At 45.9% G+C, this 22,022-nt stretch carries 19 protein-coding genes; 9 read left to right on the top strand and 10 right to left on the bottom strand.

From position 1 onward, the window contains the following. Positions 1 to 105 precede the first annotated feature (105 nt). From N7386_RS22550 to N7386_RS22520, 7 genes are all read left to right on the top strand, one after another. Complete coding sequence (locus N7386_RS22550; protein WP_011711678.1) at positions 106 to 1,044, top strand: chromate resistance protein ChrB domain-containing protein; 939 nt, start codon at positions 106 to 108, stop codon at positions 1,042 to 1,044. Further along, positions 1,037 to 2,404, top strand: a complete 1,368-nt coding sequence (gene chrA, locus N7386_RS22545) for a chromate efflux transporter (RefSeq protein WP_007645338.1) — start codon at positions 1,037 to 1,039, stop codon at positions 2,402 to 2,404. The genes N7386_RS22550 and chrA overlap by 8 nt, the downstream gene beginning before the upstream one ends. Positions 2,405 to 2,457: 53 nt before the next feature. After that, the gene (locus N7386_RS22540; protein WP_007645336.1) at positions 2,458 to 3,207 is read left to right on the top strand and encodes a Fe-Mn family superoxide dismutase; all 750 of its coding nucleotides are present in this window, start codon (positions 2,458 to 2,460) and stop codon (positions 3,205 to 3,207) included. A gap of 200 nt (positions 3,208 to 3,407) precedes the next feature. After that, a complete protein-coding gene (locus tag N7386_RS22535; RefSeq protein ID WP_011711676.1) occupies positions 3,408 to 6,395 on the top strand; it encodes a Tn3 family transposase in 2,988 nt (995 codons plus the stop codon). Positions 6,396 to 6,640: 245 nt separating this feature from the next. After that, complete coding sequence (locus N7386_RS22530) at positions 6,641 to 7,051, top strand: hypothetical protein (RefSeq protein WP_263149226.1); 411 nt, start codon at positions 6,641 to 6,643, stop codon at positions 7,049 to 7,051. A gap of 465 nt (positions 7,052 to 7,516) precedes the next feature. Then, positions 7,517 to 7,960: a hypothetical protein gene (locus N7386_RS22525; RefSeq protein WP_263170084.1), complete on the top strand. Its 444-nt coding sequence runs from the start codon at positions 7,517 to 7,519 to the stop codon at positions 7,958 to 7,960. 41 nt (positions 7,961 to 8,001) lie between these two features. Next, positions 8,002 to 8,244, top strand: a complete 243-nt coding sequence (locus tag N7386_RS22520) for a hypothetical protein (RefSeq protein WP_279771333.1) — start codon at positions 8,002 to 8,004, stop codon at positions 8,242 to 8,244. Positions 8,245 to 8,253: 9 nt separating this feature from the next. Here the strand turns inward: N7386_RS22520 and N7386_RS22515 are convergent, their stop codons facing one another. The 7 genes from N7386_RS22515 to N7386_RS22485 all read right to left on the bottom strand — a co-directional run bounded on the left by N7386_RS22515 (position 8,254) and on the right by N7386_RS22485 (position 15,153). Next, positions 8,254 to 9,159 carry a hypothetical protein gene (locus N7386_RS22515; RefSeq protein WP_263170080.1) on the bottom strand — a complete coding sequence of 302 codons (906 nt, stop codon included), beginning with the start codon at positions 9,157 to 9,159 and terminating at the stop codon, positions 8,254 to 8,256. An 8-nt stretch (positions 9,160 to 9,167) separates the two neighbouring features. Then, on the bottom strand, positions 9,168 to 9,530 hold the full coding sequence (locus tag N7386_RS22510) for a DUF2511 domain-containing protein (protein ID WP_011918395.1): 363 nt from the start codon (positions 9,528 to 9,530) through the stop codon (positions 9,168 to 9,170). Between the two features lie 87 nt (positions 9,531 to 9,617). Then, positions 9,618 to 10,733: a tyrosine-type recombinase/integrase gene (locus N7386_RS22505; protein WP_279771329.1), complete on the bottom strand. Its 1,116-nt coding sequence runs from the start codon at positions 10,731 to 10,733 to the stop codon at positions 9,618 to 9,620. After that, positions 10,711 to 11,295 (bottom strand): hypothetical protein, encoded by a 585-nt coding sequence (locus N7386_RS22500; protein ID WP_259484411.1) that lies wholly within the window; start codon positions 11,293 to 11,295, stop codon positions 10,711 to 10,713. Before N7386_RS22500 ends, N7386_RS22505 begins: the two co-directional genes overlap by 23 nt. A gap of 76 nt (positions 11,296 to 11,371) precedes the next feature. After that, positions 11,372 to 12,049 carry a hypothetical protein gene (locus N7386_RS22495; RefSeq protein WP_259560947.1) on the bottom strand — a complete coding sequence of 226 codons (678 nt, stop codon included), beginning with the start codon at positions 12,047 to 12,049 and terminating at the stop codon, positions 11,372 to 11,374. 503 nt (positions 12,050 to 12,552) lie between these two features. Then, on the bottom strand, positions 12,553 to 12,960 hold the full coding sequence (locus N7386_RS22490; RefSeq protein WP_259560945.1) for a DUF6884 domain-containing protein: 408 nt from the start codon (positions 12,958 to 12,960) through the stop codon (positions 12,553 to 12,555). A gap of 471 nt (positions 12,961 to 13,431) precedes the next feature. After that, the gene (locus tag N7386_RS22485) at positions 13,432 to 15,153 is read right to left on the bottom strand and encodes a DUF4942 domain-containing protein (RefSeq protein WP_279771323.1); all 1,722 of its coding nucleotides are present in this window, start codon (positions 15,151 to 15,153) and stop codon (positions 13,432 to 13,434) included. A gap of 749 nt (positions 15,154 to 15,902) precedes the next feature. On the opposite strand from N7386_RS22485, the gene N7386_RS22480 reads away from it, so the two are divergent. After that, the gene (locus tag N7386_RS22480) at positions 15,903 to 16,682 is read left to right on the top strand and encodes a hypothetical protein (protein ID WP_279771321.1); all 780 of its coding nucleotides are present in this window, start codon (positions 15,903 to 15,905) and stop codon (positions 16,680 to 16,682) included. 243 nt (positions 16,683 to 16,925) lie between these two features. Continuing rightward, positions 16,926 to 17,456, top strand: a complete 531-nt coding sequence (locus N7386_RS22475; RefSeq protein ID WP_279771318.1) for a hypothetical protein — start codon at positions 16,926 to 16,928, stop codon at positions 17,454 to 17,456. Positions 17,457 to 17,799: 343 nt separating this feature from the next. Here the strand turns inward: N7386_RS22475 and N7386_RS22470 are convergent, their stop codons facing one another. The 3 genes from N7386_RS22470 to N7386_RS22460 all read right to left on the bottom strand — a co-directional run bounded on the left by N7386_RS22470 (position 17,800) and on the right by N7386_RS22460 (position 21,938). Next, a complete protein-coding gene (locus N7386_RS22470; protein WP_279771317.1) occupies positions 17,800 to 18,123 on the bottom strand; it encodes a hypothetical protein in 324 nt (107 codons plus the stop codon). A gap of 45 nt (positions 18,124 to 18,168) precedes the next feature. Then, entirely contained in the window at positions 18,169 to 18,501 is a 333-nt protein-coding gene (locus tag N7386_RS22465) for a hypothetical protein (protein ID WP_279771315.1), read from the bottom strand. A 62-nt stretch (positions 18,502 to 18,563) separates the two neighbouring features. Continuing rightward, positions 18,564 to 21,938, bottom strand: a complete 3,375-nt coding sequence (locus N7386_RS22460; protein ID WP_279771313.1) for a phosphoadenosine phosphosulfate reductase family protein — start codon at positions 21,936 to 21,938, stop codon at positions 18,564 to 18,566. Between the last annotated feature and the right edge of the window lie 84 nt (positions 21,939 to 22,022).

The following is a 22,022-nucleotide window of genomic DNA, read 5'->3' as shown; positions in this document are numbered from 1 at the left end:
AAGCTGGTAATGTTACCGCCACGATCATGGATCATTCTGGCCGCTGTACACCATCGATAAAATATTGTAGACTTTCCTACCTTTGTGTAACTAAATCTACAATATATGAAATGGGTATTACTGATCTTATCCCTGCCCACCCAAAACGCGACAGTGCGTATGCGGGTATGGCGAACCCTCAAGTCCTCCGGTGCAGCAGTATTGCGTGACGGCGTTTATCTGCTTCCCCATCGACCAGAACATCAGCAATTGTTCGATGGCTTGCTGCAAGAAGTAGAGGCAAGTGAAGGCTCAGCCTATGTGCTCCTGGTCGATACCGAAGATGCTGGCCAATTCAGCGGCCTGTTTGATCGTCAGGATGATTACGCCCATCTTTTACACGAGCTGCCCCCAATAAAAGAATTGGCCAGTAGTTCCCTGCAAGAAGCAACCAGACAGCTGCGTAAACTGCGCAAAAACTTCACCGCTATCGCCGCAACGGATTTTTTCCCCGGTGAAGCGCAGGCACAAACCCAGCAGGCGCTGCAACAGCTTGAACTTCAGCTCAATCGCCAGTTATCGCCCAACGAACCCCATGAGCACACCGGTGAAATCCCACGGTTGGATATCAGCCTCTATCGCGGGCGGTTATGGGCAACCCGTCAACGTCCCTGGGTGGATCGCCTTGCCTGTGCCTGGCTAATCCGCCGTTTTATCGATCCGGAGGCTCGCTTTGTGTGGTTGCAAGCACCGAAGGATTGTCCCGCCGATGCGCTGGGCTTTGATTTTGACGGAGCCAGTTTCACTCACCTGAATGGCAAGGTCACTTTTGAGGTTCTGCTTGACAGTTTTAGGCTCGATCACCCCGGCTTAACGCGCTTGGGGGCCTTGGTGCATTTTCTGGACGTAGGGGGTATCCAGCCCAGTGAAGCCAGTGGGCTGGAGCAAATCCTGTGGGGATTGCGCAACAGTATTCATGACGACGATCAACTCATCGCCACGGCTAATGGTGTCTTCGATGCCTTACTGGCTGCTTTTACAAATAAGGAAACACACCATGAGTAACACCACCGAATTAATAGCTCACCAGCCGGTTGAAGCGCCTGCGCCGGTCAGTTTTTGGGAAGCCTTCCGTTTCTGGTTAAAGCTCGGGTTTGTCAGCTTTGGTGGCCCGGCAGGCCAAATAGCCATCATGCACCAGGAGCTGGTGGAGCGCCGGCGCTGGATCAGCGAAAAACGGTTTTTGCATGCGCTCAATTACTGCATGGTGTTGCCTGGTCCGGAGGCGCAACAACTTGCCACTTACATTGGCTGGTTAATGCATCGTACCTGGGGCGGTATAGTGGCGGGTGTGCTGTTTTTGTTGCCATCACTCTTCATTTTGATTGGACTCTCGTGGGTATATATCGCTTACGGCGACGTAAGTTGGGTAGCCGGTTTGTTCTACGGTATCAAACCGGCGGTGACTGCCATCGTCGTGCATGCCGCCCATCGCATTGGTTCACGCGCGTTGAAAAATAATGTGATGTGGGCGATTGCTGCCGCCGCGTTTGTGGCCATTTTTGCACTCAATATCCCATTCCCTTACATCGTGATTGCAGCGGCACTGATTGGTTATTTGGGTGGGCGGTTTCTACCTGACTACTTCAACAGCGGCGGTGGCCATGGCAAGGCTGATAAATCCTTCGGCACCGCGTTATTCGATGATCACACACCCACGCCCGCGCACGCCATGTTCCGCTGGTCGCGTTTCAGCATGATCTTGATCTCCGGTGCATTACTCTGGGCTGTTCCGCTGTTTGCACTTTGGAGTTATTTCGGTTGGGATCACACACTGACACAAATGGCCTGGTTCTTTACCAAAGCGGCACTACTCACTTTCGGTGGTGCCTATGCGGTATTGCCCTATGTTTATCAGGGTGCGGTCGGCCACTATGGTTGGCTCACGCCCACGCAAATGATCGATGGCCTCGCGCTCGGTGAAACCACACCAGGGCCGCTGATTATGGTGGTGGCCTTTGTCGGTTTTATTGGGGGATATGTACAAGCCGTATTTGGCACCGACATGGTATTTCTCGCGGGCGCAGTAGCCGCCACCATTGTCACCTGGTTTACCTTCTTGCCCTCGTTTATTTTTATTTTTGCGGGTGCCCCCTTTATTGAAACGACGCACAATGATTTGAAATTCACTGCGCCACTCACGGCCATCACGGCGGCGGTGGTAGGTGTGATCTTGAATCTCGCCCTGTTTTTCTGTTACCACATTTTGTGGCCAGAAGGCTTTGATGGGCGGTTTGAATGGATATCAGCGGTAATTGCTGTTGCAGCGGGTATCGCATTATTTCGTTACAAAATGAATGTGATGAAGGTGATTGGCATGTCGGCGCTTGTTGGGCTTGCGGTGTCGTTAATGGGGATTAATTAAGTCATCTTTCGATCTGCTCGAACTCATTGCTTACACTTAACGGAGGAAAACCAATGAATGATTTTAACCAAAACAAACGTGATTTCCTGGCTACCAGTGCGACCGCTGCCGCAGGGTTGCTTATTGCATCGGCATCAAATGTTAGCGCAGCTGAATCGTCGTCTCAGGCAGCACCTAAAGGAGCAAATTGGATGATCACCGAAATAAAACCAAAACCTTTATCCTTCAATGCCGCAAAATTAAAAGGCCTTTCTGCCAATTTGATCGAGTCGCATTGGACTAACAATTACAGCGGTTCGGTAAAAACATTGAATGCGGTGAATGATCAGTTGAGTCAGGCACTCGCAAACCCCGACACGCCAGCGTTTCTCTACAATGATCTCAAGCGGGAGCATTTGATTCGCACAGGCTCGGTCATTTTGCACGAATTATATTTTGATAACCTGGGCGGTAATGGCAAAGCCGATGGTGAATTACGCTCAGCTTTCGCCAAACAATTTGGTACTTTTGATCGCTGGGAAACCGAATTCCGCAAAATCGCTCAAGGCTTGGGCGGTGGTTCCGGGTGGGTTGTTCTGGGGTATAACACGCATTTCAATAAGCTGGAAAATTATTGGATGGGTGATCACGCACATTTCCCGGTAGGCACAGTTCCGTTGTTGGTCATGGATATGTATGAACATTCTTATCACATGGACTTTGGCGCGGCTGCCGGTAAATATATTGATGCTTTTTTCAATAATATTAATTGGGATGAGGTTGCTCATCGGCTCCAAGCCACTCACACGAAGACAACATCCTAAAAACGCTATTGGTATGCCTTCTCTTAGGGGGCATACCATTCGCTTCGGCGCAACCAATCAAGGACACGGACGTTATTGATCCGGCGCTGAGTGACGTGTGACTAAATTAAGAGAAAACCAAATGGCGACCAGAAACCTGCAACTAGCCCACCTGCGAAAACTGTCCCAACTGAAACTGCCATTAACAAAGTAGCGGATCGATGGCGGCCATTTACCAGACAGCCTATCCGCGGATCAAGTCAGATATCACGCATGTCGAGTTAGGGGATGTCTACACACCGACACCGGAAGAGCAGCAGTTTGCTGTGAAACATTGCAAACGGGCGAGCACTTCCTTTCTGGGATTACTAATCCAGTTAAAGACGACCCAACGATTAGGCAGATTTGTCACATTGGGTGAAATTCCAAACGTCATCATCGCACACATCAAAAGCCAGTGTCGTTCAAGAGCATCATTCAAGGATCTTCAAACCTATTACGTGTCAGGGGCAAAGGATCGTCATGTAAAACTGATTCGACGTTATCTCGATATAAAACCCTACGATGCAGCCAAGACCTCCGGATTAACAAAGAGTTGGGCGCAAGAGGCGGCAACAACTAAAGAAGCCCTGCCGGATATCATCAATGTCACGTTGGAATACTTGGTCAAGGAGCGATACGAGTTGCCAGCGTTCAGCGTGCTTGAGCGAATCTGCCAAACAGCCAGAGCGGAAGTCAACACCCGGTATTACGGTCAACTGTGTGAATTTTTGACGGCTGAAAGTCGCCAGTGCATCACGGATATTCTCCGTTCCAGCACCGGGCCGAATGGTTTTGGCTGGAGCACGCTGAAAAATGAACCGAAACGCCCAACTCCTCGCAATATCCATGCGTACATCCACTACCTGGAATGGCTGACCTCCCTGCAAACACTACTGCCTGCGGATTTGGGGTTGCCACCGGTGAAACACCAGCAGTTTATCGACGAGGCCAAGGCCCTGGATTACGCCGAATTGATGAAGCTAAAGCTGAACAAGCGACTCGCTCTGGTCATCGTTTTAATCCGACACCAATACGCACGAACTCTGGATAATGCCGCCGATATTTTTATCAAACTGCTGTTAAAAATGGATCGCTCGGCGCAGAAACTGTTGGAGAAATACCTTGCAGACCATCAAAAGCAAACTGATCATTTGATTTCTGTGCTGACTGGAACGGTCAAGGTTTATTTGGATAAACCCGAATCGGTGTCAGCTTTTGATCCTGTCCTAGGAAAGAACAGCGATCAGTTGCTGCAAATGTGTGAACACTACATGGCGTTCGCGGGTAACAACTACTTGCCGTTCATGGTTCAACTCTACAAAAAGCAGCGATCAACGTTGTTTCGCACGATTGAAATACTCAATCTGGCTTCGTCCACGGAAGACAAGGATCTGCTGAATGCATTTCAATTTATTTTGAAATACAAACAACGGCGCGCCGAGTTCCTGTCCATTCAAAGTGATCCAAACGATCCATCCTCCAAAAATGTCATCAACATTCGCTGGATTCGCGAAAGCTGGTGGAAACTGGTCACAGGAAAATCGACTAAATCAGCGCAAGTCACCGAGGTCAATAAAACCTGTTTTGAGCTGTGTGTGTTTGAACGGATCGCCGAAGAACTGAGTACCGGTGACTTGTTCATTCCCTACAGTGAAACCTTCGATGATTACCGGGAGCAAATGATCACCTGGGAAGAATACGAGGCGCAGCTGCCTACCTATTGCGAGGAGGTAGGACTTATCGCCGGTGATACTGAATTTGCAAGAACACTGAAGGAGTCCATGGAGGCGAGCTGCCAGAAAGCTGATAGCCAATTTCCAGAGGATGAACTGGTCCGTATAGAAAACGGGAACCTGATTATCGGTAAACCAAAACCGGATCAACCTTCGCCAGAGGTCGAAGAAATTGGAGCGCTCTTGCGCGATCGCTTGGACAAGATCAACCTGCTCGATGTAATCATTAATGTCGAAAAATGGTTGAACTTGAACAAACATTTTGGCCCGTTGTCGGGTTTCGAGTCACGTATCAGCGACCCGGTGTTACGTTTTGTTCTGACGGTGTTTTGTTACGGCACCAATATTGGCCCTACCGAAACCGTGCGATCCGTGCAGGGTGTGTCGCGCAAGCAAGTTGCATGGCTTAACTTAAAGCGCACTACGGAAGCCCGTCTCGATAAAGCGATTGCTAAGATCAACAGCGAGTACAAGAAATACCGGCTCATTGAGTGTTGGGGTTCGGGCAACAGTGTGTCCGCTGATGGCAAGCTCTGGGATCTCTACGAAGATAATTTACTATCGGAATACCATATTCGTTACGGCAGCTATGGCGGCATTGCCTATTACCACGTCTCAGATACCTACATTGCGTTGTTCAGCCGGTTTATCCCCTGTGGTGTCTACGAGGCGATTTATATCCTGGACGGTCTGCTCAACGACGAATCAGATTTTAATCCAGACACCGTTCACGGGGATACGCAGGCGCAATCAACACCGGTATTTGGCCTGGCGTACCTACTGGGCATCAAGCTCATGCCGCGTATCCGAAATATCAAAGATCTCAGCTTCTACAAGCCTGACCGCGCTATGGTGCTTAAGCATATTCAGTCCTTGTTCAAAGAGCCTATCAAGTGGGACCTTATTGAAAAGCACTATGCGGATATGATGCGAACAGCTATGTCCGTTAAAGCAGGAAAAATTACCGCCTCGACAATCCTGCGCCGGTTCGGCACCAAGAACCGGAAAAACAAGCTGTATTTTGCGTTCCGCGAACTCGGGCGAGTGGTCAGAACTATGTTCCTTTTGGAATACATCACCGATGTTGATCTACGCAAAACGATCCAGGCAGCGACCTGTAAGAGTGAGGAGTTCAACGAGTTTGCACGTTGGTTGTTTTTTGCGAATGCCGGAAAAATTCCCGCTAACCTAAAGCATGAGCAAAGCAAAATCGTGAAATACAATCATTTGCTGGCGAACTTCACAATCCTATACAACGTGAACGCGATGACGGAAGTGTTTAACCAGTTGAAGTCGGAGGGCCACAATATCACCCGCGACCTCATGGCCGCATTCTCGCCGTACCATACCGAGCACTTGGGCAGATTGGGAAGCTTTGAGCTGGATTTGACCAAGCAGGTTAAACCAATGTCATTTGAGTTGCTGGTTGATTAAATCTTTATTATTCAGTTAGTTATACTCGAAGTGGCTAATTCCAACACTTTTACCGGCCGGACCTCAATTAACTATCGCTACACTTCAGAGGACAATTTAATTGCACTTAAGAAGGTGTTTAACTCAGATTATCAATTGATTGAATGTATGGTGTTAACAAACAACACTGCCAACTTATTTATCATCGATAGCGCTCATTGGTTGGATGCTCAATAGTGCTCAAATAGCTGAAAGGAACTCTCGGTATGATTCAATTACCCTCTCTCACCTTACATGATGTTGTACGCAACTTATCCGGCTTAGGCTTCTTTTGGGCGTTGTGGATGATATTCCCTTATCGACATAATCACGCAATACCCCTACTTCGGTCTGGTGCCGCTATCGCTTTGATGGCGGCTGGGTTGTATAGGCTAAGTGATACAGGGCTTGTTGAGTTTAACACCCCTGCATTTCTGGCGCTGGCCACATTACTGGTCACTACTAAAATGGATAATACCAATACATTTCCGGCGATGGTTATTCAGAACGTGTTTCTTGGTAGCACGTTAATTTCGTTATTTATTTATGGCATTGGAACCGTAGTTATCACCTGCACTTCGGCTGCGATTTTCTTGTATATCCTCAACAAAGCAATGCCGGAAGACATTCACAATTAATATAGCGAGTGATATTGTCCATCCGTGTACTGCATTGGACGTAACTCTATGAATCCTTTTATCCTGCCAAACAGAGCCCTTAACGCGAGCGAGCTGTTTAATCAACGAGTCCTGAACGACCCCTCTACGTCGAAATGGGTTAGGGAACAGTGGGGGAACCTGTCGAAGCGTGATGTTGTTGATGCGCTGAATGACTTGGAAATTCTACAGTTGATGCTGACCAAAAAATTGCATGGACTAAGCCAATGATTATCGCGAATAAAATTGGCTGACTCATACCCGCAGAGCTCAACGTTGAGACTCCGAAATACTGGGATGTTAAGCCTTATGATGAACCAAACACCCGTAGAATATGGAAAACCTATAGAAATGTCAGGTATTTACAGACGTAAAAGCCGCGGAAGCATTGGTGCTTTCCTTCCTGAACCACTTTAATCGCTGGCAATACCTGCAAGGAAATGAAAATTGAAGATAAATCTCAGAGAGCTTAATGCTCTTCAACCCGCCCCTCTCAGCGATGCGGTTTTAGTAAACCTAACTGAATTAGCATTGGCAAGAGGCTGGGTTATCGATAAGGGCCACATTACCTATGAAACGGTGCCATACGACCTTATTGTTGGACACGAACAAGGGATGATTCCTTCGGTTTCCTGGGGAAACCTGTTAAATGGCCACCATACTTCTATGGGGCATTATTTGGGGATTTTAGAAGATAGCCCAAATTTTTTTACAGACCAATTTTGGCCCAAAGTAGGCGTTACACTCGCAAAGCTGGAAGGTAAGTATTACTTGGTTGGTGGTAAACACCGAGTCACTATCAATTACTTCCTCCGCCATTTCAACCCCGAGACATTCAACCATTCAATCGTGATCCCGAATGTCAAAGTCCAGCATTACACACTTAAATAAAATGAGGCAGCAACATGCAAATCGGCCAAAAATATATAGCGGTGTCTCCAGCTACATCCTTCGATGACGTTGATGGCAGTTTAGTGGAATTTCCCGAGAAACGGCTCCAATTAGAGGTACTTCCAAAGCCAGAGAAAGTGCTGGTGGATGACGGTGAAATCTCCACGATTGAGTCCCTACCAGCACACCTAAAGTCGGAAGATTGGTATTTTGTTCGCAATTTAGACACGGGCCGTAGGCATTGGTTTACACCGCTTGACTATAAGTTGACGTTACTTGAATAAATCATAGAGTCATCGATACCGATACTTGCCTTTAGGTGGATGTGGAGCTTGAGCCGCAATCTCCGATTTTCTTTTCACACTTAGATGGTCATTACACTTAGGGCAGTAGTTGAGTAACGCACTGCCTTCAAAGTCCAACTGACAAAAAACGCAGCGATATATAGCGACTACGTTCAACCTGTCCATTTTGGCAATCTGCTCTTTAATCCGATCACGGGTAGTCTTGGTTTGTTCCAGAACTTGTTGCTGTTCCTGAACAGCTGGAGCTTTAGTCTGTTGATGCTCAAACCACGCATTGCGCCTTGGATTGTAAATCCAAGGCTTGCCCTTAATGGACGTTTCAAGCCATTCGCGCAGTAGTGTTTGAGCTGATTTTAGTTTGTAAAACTCATTAAATATCTTTGAGAAAGGAATCAAATCAAGTCCTAGTACCGCCGTGTGCTGATCTCTTGAGAGGTTGTTATATATCGGCGCAGGGCGACCAGGATGGCTAATGTATAGGCATAGCTTGCGACCTGAGACTGTAAAGATTAAGTCAAACATAATATCCTGCTCATAAATATCAAGCGTTATGTTCTTGGGTTCCACCGTGATTAGAAAACTTTTGGTAATGACGTGCTTTTGGCCGTGATGGTCAATCTCGAGAGGTGGCAACATTAACAAGCCTGTCCCCTGTAGCAGCTGCTTCAGCATGTAGCGTACTGAGACATAAAACGAGTATTTGCAGGCCTCTATCTCTTCCTTACTCGCACCTTTGGAGTCATGGGCAAAGTGGGACGCATTAACGTCACCCTGCCGTGCGATTAAGGCAATACCGCATGATGGGCAAGTACAATCACAGGACTTACCCCGCGTTGCGTCATCTGCATCTATATACACGCCATCATTACGAAGGCCGAAGGGGATTAGATTCATAAGGTAAGCTACTTACAAAGTTTTAAGCCTTCTTGAAGGATCGGTCCGATATTAACGCGGGATACACCCATTTCATCCTGAACTTGTCGAAGAGTTTTATTTTCCTTTTTAGCTATTGCCTTTTGGTATTCCAATAAAGAACTATCCTCTTTCCAAATTGGCTCAATAGCATCATAACCCTTGCTTTGGGCAACACCGTTTACCGCATATTCTTTATCATTTGCGATAAAAAACACGGCCTGTTCGTAGCAGCCAAGTTCTCCGCTTTCGACAGTAAACGGCCAACTTTCCCCATAACTACTTTGATGAATTTCTTTAGCGTTTAAAGTTGGGCTCAATGCAAGTAGTGAGATAATAATCGCTTTCTTCACAGTTCACTTCCCTGTTTTAAATTGTTTAACTTACTGATATTAAGTCAATAATTGTCAGGTTCATATAGAAATGCAGGTAGAATCAGACTACCGTCTTTCTGCCAACATCTTGGCCATCGCACTTTCCTTTGCCTTAATGTCTTTGCCGTACCGCAATACCATCATTGGGCTTTTCCAACGGCCGTTCTCTTGGATTTGGGCTATCGAATAGCCTGCGGCAAGTAAGTCCTGTGCGGCGCCAATCCTGGCACTATGCCCAGACCAAGCAGAATGAAGGTCGATTGCTAAGCTCTCGAATGCCCACAGAAATACTCGGTCCACTGTACGGGTGTTCATCGGCTTGGCTTGAACCGAGACTTTATTGCTCCGGCCAATCGGCTGAAACAAGTAGTCTTCCTTAGTCAGCCCAGCACCTTGGATGTACCGCTGAATCAATTTGAAGCCTAGCGGCGTAATGTTCACAACCTCTTCTTCACCCGAGTCATTGGTTTTGGTGTAAGGCACTGACAACACATAATCGCCTTCAAAGGTGGACTTGAGATGGCCCACTTTGATCCGAAGCAGCTCGGATTCACGAAGCAACGATTCATAGGCGATGTTCAGCAACGCCAAATTGCGCTTGTCTAATAACCTCTCACTTTCGCCATACGATTCTATGAGCATCTGCAGGTGATGAAGTCTAAAAGGCGTTGCCTGCTCTTGCGCTAAGCCGCCTGACTCGAGCTTTACTATTCTGATTTCATTCTGCTTGTCTTGCACGGTCTTACTGCTCACAGGGGACAGCAAACCACACTCCACATGGAAACTGTTAATCGCCCAAGCATATTGAGATAAGGTAGTGTATGACGACGCCTGGTGGTACTCAATAAATGTGGCCACTACCTCGGGGCTCGCAGGCAACGGGGTAAGGTTATTTGTAAGACACCAACTTTCAAACTTAGCCCACCGGCTCATTAGTGCTCGCCATGTATTAGCCCTGCGGGTACGGTGGCCATTCTCAAGAAAGTGCTTGAGTTTTGCCTGAGTAATCTCCCGAATGCGGAGCTTGTCTGCATCGGTTAAGTGAGCCAGAGGCTTTGACAATAGCGACTGTAGCTCGTCAGTAGAGCGCTGATAGCTGTCTTTTAACGAATCGTTAAGCGTTGACGGAGGTTCGCCGTAGGACAGTGCAACGCTGTGATTATTCGTGGTTAACAAGCTCACCTAATGCCTCCCTGTCTGCTGAAAAAGCGGGGTGTTCGTCCTTGTAAAAACTCAGTAATTCATCAATCGCAGCATCCACGGATTTGGCGCCAATCGTATCCTTGAAAAGAACTAGCTTGTCGTATTGGGTCTTGCTGATCACAGGTCGAGTCGTTTTTTGAAGCCGCTCGATTTGAGAGATGCGCCGACGTACCAGCTTCCAACCTGAATCCGAGAAAATGGAATTAAGACAGACATTCAATGAATGCAGCGCGGTTTCCTGTGGTAACGGCTTGGATTTGGTGGGTTCGGTTTCTCGCATTAACTGACGGAATGTCACAGTGAGGGTCGGAGTGCCATTTAAGAACTGCGAAGTAAACCACTCGGTTTTCTCTATCTGGTTGTAAGTGTTACCGATCATGCGCGAGAGTAAATCACGTACTTGTGGGCTTGCAGCTTCACTTGCCGCTAACAGTCTTAATGTGCGTCCCTTGGGTCGCGAACTGACGTCAGAGGGGAGGGCGTGATACGTCCAAGCTGGGCCTAATGAGTCAGATTTGAGTGGGGAGGTAGTGTCATTCATTTTAGTATGGCGTCTCTACACTAATAATTATGTTTTTAGTATAAAGACACACACTAACTAAATCAAACAAGTTTAGTTAGATTTCTGAGCTGCCTACCCATTGAGGTAATACACCGTAAAGTAGATACGCATTCCATGCTTGACCACCTGCCAATGCATCACAGTCCAGCGCTTCAAGGCTGTCATGAGTCCATCCTCCTTGCGGCGCAGGTACTATAGTTATTTGTGTGCCATCTAAGTCCTGAATTTGGAGATCACATTCAACAAGTGCCCCTGTCAAAAAATCTGGTTCATTCGGGCTTGATGGGCGGGTGATGATGCCAGAGACGATTTTTGATAGCTGTTGGCTCACCACCTTCCAGACCAGTGGATTGCTTTGCAAGGCACTAACAATCTTATTCAGCATAGGGATGGCCCCTTGAAGAAGAGCTAATTCAACCGAGTTAATCGGTTCGAAGTCGCCAGACTTGATAGCCTCGATGTCCTCGACGTAGAAATTGGCACCATCCTCAATACCGTTACCTTGGCCAAGGTTAATGCCGTAGGTGAACACGATGGGGGCATGGTCGCTATCGGTCAGCACCTCGGCATTGACCATGACTGCGAGTTCCAGTTTAACCAGCGGGTTAGGCGTATCGACGTAAAAGCTGTATTCTTGATAGTAGCTATCCGCGTCGCCGTTGTCCTCTAGGAACGGCAGGGGAGCTAACAAACTGGTCGCTTGGTCAAGGTAAATACTTGGGCTAATTTGCATCTTATTTCTCTCAGTTATTAATGTAAGATCATCATTGCATAGGTTCAATTTCTGGCAAATTTTGAGTAAATTCTACAGGATTTTAATATTACAAACTTGCTTCAATCATGCCGTAACGGGCATTGCTTCACCGCTAAGGCCAAACCGTTTAATCCCCGCGCTAATGCTATACCTGCTCCATTGCTTGCCGTTTGTATCCCAGAAAGCGACGCAGCCGGAGGGTGAGCACTCTATAAACGCAATCTCGCATAGCTCGGCAAATGTGGCATCCTGACACGCACCAGCAAGTCAAGGGCGCACCCAACCCCCAACGCTAACGACATGATGCAGTTCTTGCATTGGGGGAGAATCGGTAAACGTCCTCACAACCGTTTGGAGCAATCTTGAGCGCTGCCTAGCTAAATCAATTTCATTTGCGAGAAGCCTCTTTAACTGGCCACGCTGACTTAATATCCCGCCTGTAGCTGGGACGATTTGGCTAAATCTGCCAGTTGCTTGATCAGCTAACTCAGAAAAGGCCTTTTGATACCGTTTTGGTAGCATGAGGTATAGAGGGCATCGTAGTTCATGGATTGGATATGGCGCTGGGCTTTGCTAACCAGAACTTTGTTAGCGCCTAACGTCGATACCCGTTCATCAGTCATTACCTGTTCGTAGGGCTCAATCAGCTCCGATGCGTGGATTAACCCATGCTTGGCGCTAAGGAAAAATAGGTTAAAAACCTGCGATAACTCTACTTGTGACCATTGCTTCACGATACTCAGATACCCCGTGCCTTGGTAAAAATCAAAGGCGAGGGCGTGGTGGGGCAGCTTCTTCTCACTACAGAGCAAAATTAGCGTCGGCTTCAACGAAACCAGCTCTTGCTGTAACGCATAGAATTGGCCTGCAACCGCTTGAGTAGTCCACAATAATTCTATTAAAAATCACTCCCCAAATGATTCATACCAAAGTCATGATCAAAGTCGTGACCGCTATCGATGCCTGAATGAGTCAAGTCAGCTCCTAAAGGATTACCTGCCACATCCAAAGCGCCGTTCAGCGTAAGCAACCCTGTAGCTGGATTGATAAGATAATCATGGTAAGCGCCCGTTCTACGATTAAAACCAGCCTAATCATCACATCCATATTGGTATTGATTAGCCACACATGGGATCGTACTTGGGATGATATTAAGCGGTGCTGCACGAGGAATTGCCGCAGGTAATGGGTTACCTTTGTTGAGCAAAACAATTAGGCCCGCGACGAACCCAAACACACCTATAACCAAATATGCAGCAAACATAGTCACCTCTAACAACTGAATTTCTTATCTGAGTAAAGGATCTCACAAATGCAAAACGGCGCAAAAATTGTACTTTGCGCCGTCTGAATAGGAGGGATTAAGCCGCCATCAAAAGGTTTTGATAGTTATGCGTTAACGATAACGAATGGCCAAACATTTCAGTAACTTCCACGACCTGAGATGCTGGAACCTCCATTTCATCCGCCGCTTCTTCTGCGCTACGAACCCAGCCAAACAACTTACCAGCCACTACATTTAACTTTAGCGCCAACTTAGGGTTCATCTTAATATGTAGGTTACCGTTAAGGTACGCACGAACTGAGAACAGTACCTCGCTAGAGCCGTTAGATTGTATGTATCTAAAATCGTGGGCTTTGTTGCTGGCCCATTTGAACTCATAAGCCTTTGGTGTGCCGCGTGTATCGAAACCAAGATTACCAGCGATGGTGACCAAATCAGTGATAAATTCGATTGCACGACAAGACAGACCGCATTGGTTGTAATAGCTGTTATAGTCGTAACCATTAACGATGCCGCCTACATTTTCCATTACACAGCGGTAGTCCAATTTGAAATGGGAGATGTGACCATTCTTGACCAGCTCACGATATCGCCAGCCGTCGTATTTGAAGGTGCGTTGGTTCGAAACATAATTCACCACGTTTGCCGCTTGGCACATAGATAGGTAGAAATCCTTGAACTGATCATCTTGAAGAGCATCAGCATGTTTTATTGCCCATTGAGCTATCGCATAGGCGTTTTCGGCAGTGAAATCGACGCTTACATGACGCTCCAATAGCTCTAGTAACGCTTTGCGATTAGATGATGTCAGGCGAGAAGTCAGCGCATCAAATTTAGAGAATAATTCCTTCCAAAACAGACTCTTGAGGCTCTTGATTTTGAGCTTGAGACTTTCCAGAACCGAAGATTTAGATACTTCCAGTTCTCTCAGTAAATCAGGGTCAATTTCAGCGAGTGCGGAATAAGTACCCATTAGCTTGGCCATCTGGTGATCGTAAAGCGATTGCATAGCCTTAACCATGTCACCACCTGGCACCAATTCATTGAGCTTTTGTTGAGTAGAATCGGATGGCCCTCTGAATTTTGCAGAATAATCACTTTCAGCCAAATCTAGGTCAAAGTTAGCGTCAAAGAACGCTTTGAAGGGGTCTACCTTGCATTGACGATGGTTTTTATACCCTAAATTCACCCGAATAATGTCAACCGGCACTGAATGACGGGTTTCGCGATCACAATCATTTTGGAAATCGAATGTGCCAATGACCTCAGCTTCGGCTTCACGTACTTTAATCGCGTTTTCAATATCTCGACTGCCAGACCAACGCTGTGGCAATACCAGATAGCACACCTCGGCATTAGCCTCAGTGATGACGCGGGTTGCCCATTGCTCAAAGGCAGAATAAGGAGGGTTACAGAAAATGACGCCAACTGGCTTATCAACAAGGGTTTGTTGATTAAAGTCAGTGCCAATAACCAGCACTTTTTTATCGAGCTGGCTGCAATGGACTAGGCTCTTTTCAATGGCGTACAGGTTGTAAAATGGTGGGCTCATTTCGCCGCGACGATCTTCAAGTGGCATGTTAAGGGCGCTTAAAACTCGGCCATCTCCGGCGCCAATATCAAGCAAGGATGACTCTCTGTTGTAAGACTCTAAGAACTTAGACTCAACCAAGTCGCGTCGAACTACATCAATGATATGCTCAGACGAAGGATACCACTCAAAATCCTGCTCTTCCGCCTTCAAGTGCCTTACACGTTGTGCGGTTGAAAAGTTTAACTCACCTTGTTCGGCTAACATGACGGAATGAGACATTTGGAACACCCTCTTAAGTTTCGATGTTCAAACTATCTCACGCTTTAAAAATCACGCAAATTTTGACATTAACATAGTGTCACCATACTAAATATTTATGGTTTAGTGTGTCCCACGCACTAATCAATCATGAAAAATCACGGTTAACGCCTGACAAACATACAAGGTCCGAGTCAAATGGGGTTATACTCGGCAAAGCGAGCGCAAAATCATCCATCCCACCCAGTTTAATATAGTGACACCACACTAATGCATCATGGCACCAACGCCACGCAAACCCTTCAGTATTGTTTAGTATAATGACATCACACTAATATGGTTTTCGGCTGGTGGGTACTCGTGTCCGATAACTGTAATTATCGGACACGAATAAAAAACAGACGGGCAGGGGCAAGCATTGACTCCGCGGGTGTACTGGAATCGATTGCTGAGCTTCAGATCCCACATCATGAAACAGAGAGCGCTTATTGTCTTTTAGCTGTATTGAAAAGACGAATCTAATAAAAAAGTAATAAATCAGTGACGGAACAGAAAAATGCCTAATTATAAGGAACATCGTCAAGAACTATTGACCTTAACTATTTATTTTGGCATCTTAGCACTGGGATTCAGCAACCATTTCCATGCCACGCGGACAAAAGCTGTAGTGTTAAATAACGTCTAATCATGCATACATGCATTGACTGACGTGAGTGGCGCGTCAGTTAAATCCAATTATTATGGAGTATGTATTCATGCATCAAAATATATTAAAAGTACGCAGAAAATTTCTTTCTCAAGCAATTAATTATACTGTCGGAGAAAAAATTGTTAGCGGCAGGGTTGCTGCTGATATTTACGCACAAATTCTTGGGTTTGATAATAATAACACCCTAAATTATTTGCTTGGTCAGAACGATTTTAGAGCTAGAATGCTGGTTGAAAATGATTGGAATTATAACAATCAAAGAGCATTCAAAGTTATATCACAGCATATTCCAAATTTAACTTCTAGCATGTTATACGCCATAGAACAAATGTCGAAGCCTTGGTATACAAATGATTTAGAATGGCGCCCTACGCTTATTTCACTATTGAAAGGCGTAGAACATGTTGAGTATTTACGCTTTCGAAATAAATATGACTTATGTGACGGTTTATCATATCTTTTCATTTATCTAGCAAGCGACCAAGCCTATAATAATAAAGCGAAAAATAGAATTTACATGATTTGCTGCCTGCTTAGTGATCTTATTGAGTCTGGGAGAATATCAGCGATACGATGGTCTGATATTGCTGCTCTATATATTGAAGAACATTTCGATTTAATGGTTGAGTGGGTATTACACTCACGCGAAAAACGTATTCGAGATATAGAGTTGTTAGAGCGATTTGAAAATTATGCGTTCAAAGATTTTTCGAATTTCAGCACAAATAGTATCGGAGTAGAACCGTTCCAAAATCTTTTCCGTGAATTAGGTGTTGATATTGATAATTTATGCTTACCACATTATTTAGAGATAGATTGGGTTTGAGTCGAAATTCGTATCACCTTGGCAAAGTATGACAGCAATGTATATTAATGGAGATGGGGATGATTTTGATGACCGATTTAAATTTCTAGTCCCAAATAAGGAGGATCTTGATTTTTCTGGACAACATTCATAGAGAATTGTAAACGTTTAGGGTTTGCATTTGTTTGAAGCGTCAATAGTGCAATTTAACCAACTGCAAAATTGGTTGAAAATTATCATACGAAGCTGAGTACGAGAAAAATTATGAAAAAATTTATAGAAGATACACTTTTGATGTTGCTAGGTGCTCTTATCACGATGCTGATCATAGGGCTAGGTGAGCTACCTACATTAAGTTTTGAAACACTCATTCAGCTTTCGTTAGCAGTGGGTCTGGGATTCTTTATCCGCTTTGTGGTTAACAAAACACGTAAGCCAAAGCTTGTTCTGAATAAATTGGATATTTATTTTGAGCCGAGTGAGATGGTGAAATATGCTGTTAAGTTTGAAGATACAACAATTAACCCCGATAGAGGCAATAATGGAAAAACCTCATTAGGGTTGCCGATTGAGTTACTACCGCCAGAATTGGAAATATATGAAAAGCAATTTTTCGATAAATCATGCAAACATCTATCGGGAGTTCTTGTTGATTTTAATACTGCCCTTAAGTTGCGTTACATTGCTGGAATGAATGGAACTAACGCAATGATCCGTGACTGCAAAGAAAGTTATTGGCAGGATAAGATAACGTTAAGCGGTACGCTAGCCTATACGCCTTCAAGTGATTGTTAGGGAAAAAATATGTATCAAAGTAAATTGGTTCCTTGCGTCATTCGTTGTTCATAGATTGGTTTGCAACAAAGCAAATGGAAGCTAAGCAACGTGTATATGTCCCATACGAGACATTTATAATTTCGTTAGGCGCTTACAAACAAGTGCATATTAAACTGGATATTAGTACGAGTATCAGAATTGCAATTGACACACCGACAGAGGAATTGGCAGGTGATTTTGTTCACTATTTTAATGCCTGATATGAATAATTGACGTTAAGGGGCAAGCAGCCCCTTAAACAAAGAGTTTATCTAATATCCCTGTTATTGATTGCTGTATTTAAACGGTTAGTTGGTTAGCTTTAATCAGAAGTCTCAGTAATAGCCTTAATAATATTAATCGCCCCGACAATTATCATTATCATCGTTATTATGAGACCGAAAGGCGCCAATTCATGCTTTATCAAAATGAAAGCTATCGGCAAAACCATCCCTAGCAGTATTAAGGCTAAACCGTATTTAACCTTGGGGTGATTTTCTTTACCTTTAATGGAGTTTTTGAAAGTGTAAATCATACCCAATATCGCTAATGGGTACGCCATTGCCGACCAATTTAGATCCGCCATTGCATAAGCTGCTAGAACAATCATCAAAATAGACAGAGTGCCTAACGTCTTTTCTACCATTTCACCCCCTAAGCTGTTGTTAATCCAGCATAGCAAGTCCCTGAATTAATTGAATAGGGCTTTGAGGTTATTTTTAATTTTATCGGGTATTGGGCGACTGGTGCAGTCCAATAGCGCGTCTAAATCCAACGCCTGAGTAAAGCGTTTATTCGACCACGAATCGCCATACATTGATTCGGCCCAAGTGAGAGCCTGAGCCAGCGAGTGAAATTGGCGCCTTCCTGTGTAGCCTAAGCGGTGATCTACAGTCACGCCTACAAAGTGGATGCGGTAACTTGGAGGGATGCGGTTCGCTAGCCGGATAAAGGGCGTTTGCCACACTTGCGGCTTTACCGCCAACCGTGGATTGAGAGGGTCTTTGAAATCGAATCTGGGCATGGCAAGGCTCCTGTTTATTTAAATACAGGATCTCACCAAGTCCAAATCACGCAAATTTTGCCTTACGCTGCCTTCCTCTTCAATGCCGTCAAGCGTGCTCCCAGAGTCATCTTGTTAGCTGCCTGCGGCATCGCAAGGCGCTGTACTCGCTGTAACGATTGGTTAAGTGACTCAATAAAGCGTAAGTTCTCTTCCATCGTTTCTAACGCTTTCCCCAACAACAATTTGAAGTTGTCAGGGTTTGGCTTCCACCACTCCAAAATGGATTGGTCGTACACTTCGGCTGGCACCAGGGAGCCGACAGCGACCTTGTACTCTTCCCGCGTTAAGCCTTTACATAATTGCTGTTTAAGCGTTGATATAGCGCCGTTCCAATCATGGGCAGCTCGGTTTAATTCAGCGACAATCAAGTTCAACGACTTGGCCATGACTCTGCTGGCATTGAGGTAGTCGCTCGGATGCTCTTTGAGTTGAGCCAACTGAGCAGGCGATAACAGCTGTTTAAGTACATCATCAATCTGGGTCACGCCGCCGAACATCAGTGCCAGCCATAATTTAGACACTCCAGCTCTCTGGGTTACCCCTACGTCTGAGGTATCAAATCTAACATGGAGTAAATGGCTATTAAGACCATCTATCATTTCCCTTACTGCCCAACCTGCGCCCTGAATAACGCGCTCGATGTTAAATCCTAGGCGCTCTACTGTGTCATCGTGGGTTAGTGCGGTTTTAACCTCGCTGCGCTGGGCGTTTCGCTCCGTTCTAATAATCTTTAGGATTTCTGCCTTATCCCTTCGGTGGTGTGCCATATCGATTGCGCTGGGATGATTGGCCACATCGATGTAAGGCATAGACTGAAAGCTGAACATCCCGATCTGCTGAAATATTTGGGTGCGCTTCAGAATGGCTTGCAGCTGGCTCCAATAGCTCGTTTTAATGGTAATCACGCCTTCAGCTAGCAAAGTTTCAGCAACATGAGTGCCGCCGTAACGTCTCACATCGATAGGTTTGTAACCGTAGCTATGACGGTTACGCCAGAAGGAGGTCATAAAGTCATGGTGCAATTTCAGGGCTCGGCTTGGGCCATCAATGGCATACCATTTCTCAAGCGACAATTCGGATAGCTGAATGTTTTCTACCGTGGCAGCTGGGTCAAATGACAGGTCTTCGTGGGTCGCGATAGCCTGCTGAGTAAAGCCAGAGAAGTTAGGCACTAACAAAGAAGAAGTCTGTTGGTGTGCCTCATGTAATCTGCAGTCCAATTTTGGTTTGTAAAACACCATCCTAGAATTGCCCTTCTCAATACCCTGTTTGCTGATTTTAACGACACGGCGGGAGAACTGGTTTGCGCTTTCGGTCTTACGAGCTTCCGGCCTGTAGCCTGTCAGTAGACTAATGCTTTGCAGATACGGAATATTCAGCGATTGTCGTTGTTTTCCACCAAGCGCGCTAGATAATGAGTCCGTAAACGCCTTACAGAGATTTTCGCAGCCGGTGTGATGGTCTTCTGGGCCGTATTGCTCACACAACGTATTCAGCACACCACAAACTCTGCTATCTATCTGCTGCTGAATTGACGGTAGCAGCAATGCTTTGGCTACCTCGTTGACCGTCCGGCCATTCACCTTAACGCTTATCCCTTCGGCGCCATAGGCAAATCGGTATTGATTAAGGCCTGCCTTAGTCAATAACCAGCATTCTTTGACGTTGGACAAAGTGGTTTTCTGACCTTCCGGCACGAACTCAAAATTAATCGCATACTCCACCACGATATCGCCATTATGCTGAGCAAAGCGCGAGATGGTGCAGTTACGGTCTTCGTCGTAAACGTCTGACATATCATGCGGCCGCGTCCACAAATCCAACAGGTTAACCGGATGTTTTGCAAAATCCTCTGCAACCTCAGATTTGAGGATTGGCATCATTACCGCCTCGGGTAAGGTTTGATTTACCTGAGTGCTGGTATCGTCCATTTCAGAGTTGAGTTTGGGGTAAGGAATCCAGCCTTGGCCAGATTCTAATTGCTTGAAAATTGCGTAAGGACGGAATGGCGCGGCCCCGATACCGTCAATGCTCCAGCGAAAAGATAATAGCAGGCTTTGTGCTTCGTCAAATAGGTAATTCAAGCTCTTTGGGTCTTGAGCCCACTCGCGGTACATTTCCAAAAATAATCGCTTGGTCTTAGGTGGGATATTAGGGTCGTTGGCGATGTCGCGATACCCTTCATGCTCGATTTCTCGACCGTTAGCTACAAGCTCTGCGAACTCCTTAGCAATCCGAATGCTATCCAATGTCAGCTGGGCGGCGTAACGTACCATCTTCTCTAAATACTTCGGTTTTAGGGTGTTTGGCTGTAGGGCGACGCGATTGTATGTAACCGGATCGTAGGCGCGAGCATGAAGGGCTCTGGCATCCATATCATTGCTTAAACGCCAAAGGTAATCCCTCACTCGAAGTGCATTTTCACTGCCTAACGCATTCCAGCGGGGTAATTTTGAAAGTCCTGTGGCTGAATTATCTGTTTTACCTACTAGAGTGCAGGTCACGCAACCAAACCGTGCTTTCCCCCCGCAACCATTGTTTTTCTGCCCAACGATGATGTCGCACACCTCATTGGACCCATTACCGTAAAGCTCTAAAAGAAGACCAAAATTAGTCAGGTAACTATCGATGGCGATACCTGGGACTCGTTTAATGGGATTGCTACCAGCTATCCGAAGCAGGTCAAATACCTGTTCAGTTTCCCAGTGTTTAATCGGCGCCAGCTTATACATTTTGCAGCCAGCAGCTTCTACATGTGCCATATCATTCAGAATAGAATCTGCCGTAATCAAGCTAAGCCCCTGCTTCTTCATGTTGCCTGCACGGTGCTGACTTTCGCCAATGCGACTGCCTACACAGCTAACCAGCTTGTAGTTACATTCACTGTACTTTTTAATCGCTTGCTTAATGTAGCGCTCGGACGGGTCTACTTTGAGAATAATGCTGCAATCTTGGTGACGTGTTACAGAAGGCACCAGCTTTTGACCACCAGTGTACTTGATAAAATACTGGTCATTGATTGGCGGCTGAATAATGTCGTAGCAGAGATTAATCCCAATTTGCTTTCCAAACTCCAGTAATCGCTTACGGACATAATGGACGTACATTTTAAGCGCGATGGCTTCAGCCCCCGTATCCACGGTGACGACGAGTAATGGTCTCGATGGCTCGACTAAGCCAGCCTGAATGGATTGGCGATAGGCTTCAATAGCCATTAGCACCACGACTGAACTGTCTTTCCCTGAGAGCCCACAATGCAACACCACCGGCTCACTTTCAATGAGTGTGCGAAGCGCAGAAACACCTTGGTTGAATTGCTCATAGACTACTTTTAAATTTTCTTGGTCTTGTGCATCGAACTGGAAAATGTCTACGAGCTGTTGAGGGTTGTTCATTGTGAATGTCGCCTTGATCAGAGATGACTAGATGATCTCGCACATCGCAATTCACGCAAATTTCCGCTTTAAAGCCCCAGAAAT

This window comes from Shewanella sp. GD04112 (assembly GCF_029835735.1).
GTDB lineage: Bacteria > Pseudomonadota > Gammaproteobacteria > Enterobacterales > Shewanellaceae > Shewanella.
The sequence above is the reverse complement of the archived record's forward strand: the minus strand, read 5'-3'. Positions and strand labels throughout refer to the sequence as shown.

Excerpts from the sequence above, each read along its gene's own strand:
- N7386_RS22550 (WP_011711678.1), top strand. The coding sequence starts at position 106 with ATGAAATGGGTATTACTGATCTTATCCCTGCCCACCCAAAACGCGACA.
- chrA (WP_007645338.1), top strand. The coding sequence starts at position 1,037 with ATGAGTAACACCACCGAATTAATAGCTCACCAGCCGGTTGAAGCGCCT.
- N7386_RS22540 (WP_007645336.1), top strand. The coding sequence starts at position 2,458 with ATGAATGATTTTAACCAAAACAAACGTGATTTCCTGGCTACCAGTGCG.
- N7386_RS22535 (WP_011711676.1), top strand. The coding sequence starts at position 3,408 with ATGGCGGCCATTTACCAGACAGCCTATCCGCGGATCAAGTCAGATATC.
- N7386_RS22530 (WP_263149226.1), top strand. The coding sequence starts at position 6,641 with ATGATTCAATTACCCTCTCTCACCTTACATGATGTTGTACGCAACTTA.
- N7386_RS22515 (WP_263170080.1), bottom strand. The coding sequence starts at position 9,159 with ATGAATCTAATCCCCTTCGGCCTTCGTAATGATGGCGTGTATATAGAT.
- N7386_RS22500 (WP_259484411.1), bottom strand. The coding sequence starts at position 11,295 with ATGAATGACACTACCTCCCCACTCAAATCTGACTCATTAGGCCCAGCT.
- N7386_RS22495 (WP_259560947.1), bottom strand. The coding sequence starts at position 12,049 with ATGCAAATTAGCCCAAGTATTTACCTTGACCAAGCGACCAGTTTGTTA.
- N7386_RS22485 (WP_279771323.1), bottom strand. The coding sequence starts at position 15,153 with ATGTTAGCCGAACAAGGTGAGTTAAACTTTTCAACCGCACAACGTGTA.
- N7386_RS22480 (WP_279771321.1), top strand. The coding sequence starts at position 15,903 with ATGCATCAAAATATATTAAAAGTACGCAGAAAATTTCTTTCTCAAGCA.
- N7386_RS22475 (WP_279771318.1), top strand. The coding sequence starts at position 16,926 with ATGAAAAAATTTATAGAAGATACACTTTTGATGTTGCTAGGTGCTCTT.
- N7386_RS22470 (WP_279771317.1), bottom strand. The coding sequence starts at position 18,123 with ATGGTAGAAAAGACGTTAGGCACTCTGTCTATTTTGATGATTGTTCTA.
- N7386_RS22465 (WP_279771315.1), bottom strand. The coding sequence starts at position 18,501 with ATGCCCAGATTCGATTTCAAAGACCCTCTCAATCCACGGTTGGCGGTA.
- N7386_RS22460 (WP_279771313.1), bottom strand. The coding sequence starts at position 21,938 with ATGAACAACCCTCAACAGCTCGTAGACATTTTCCAGTTCGATGCACAA.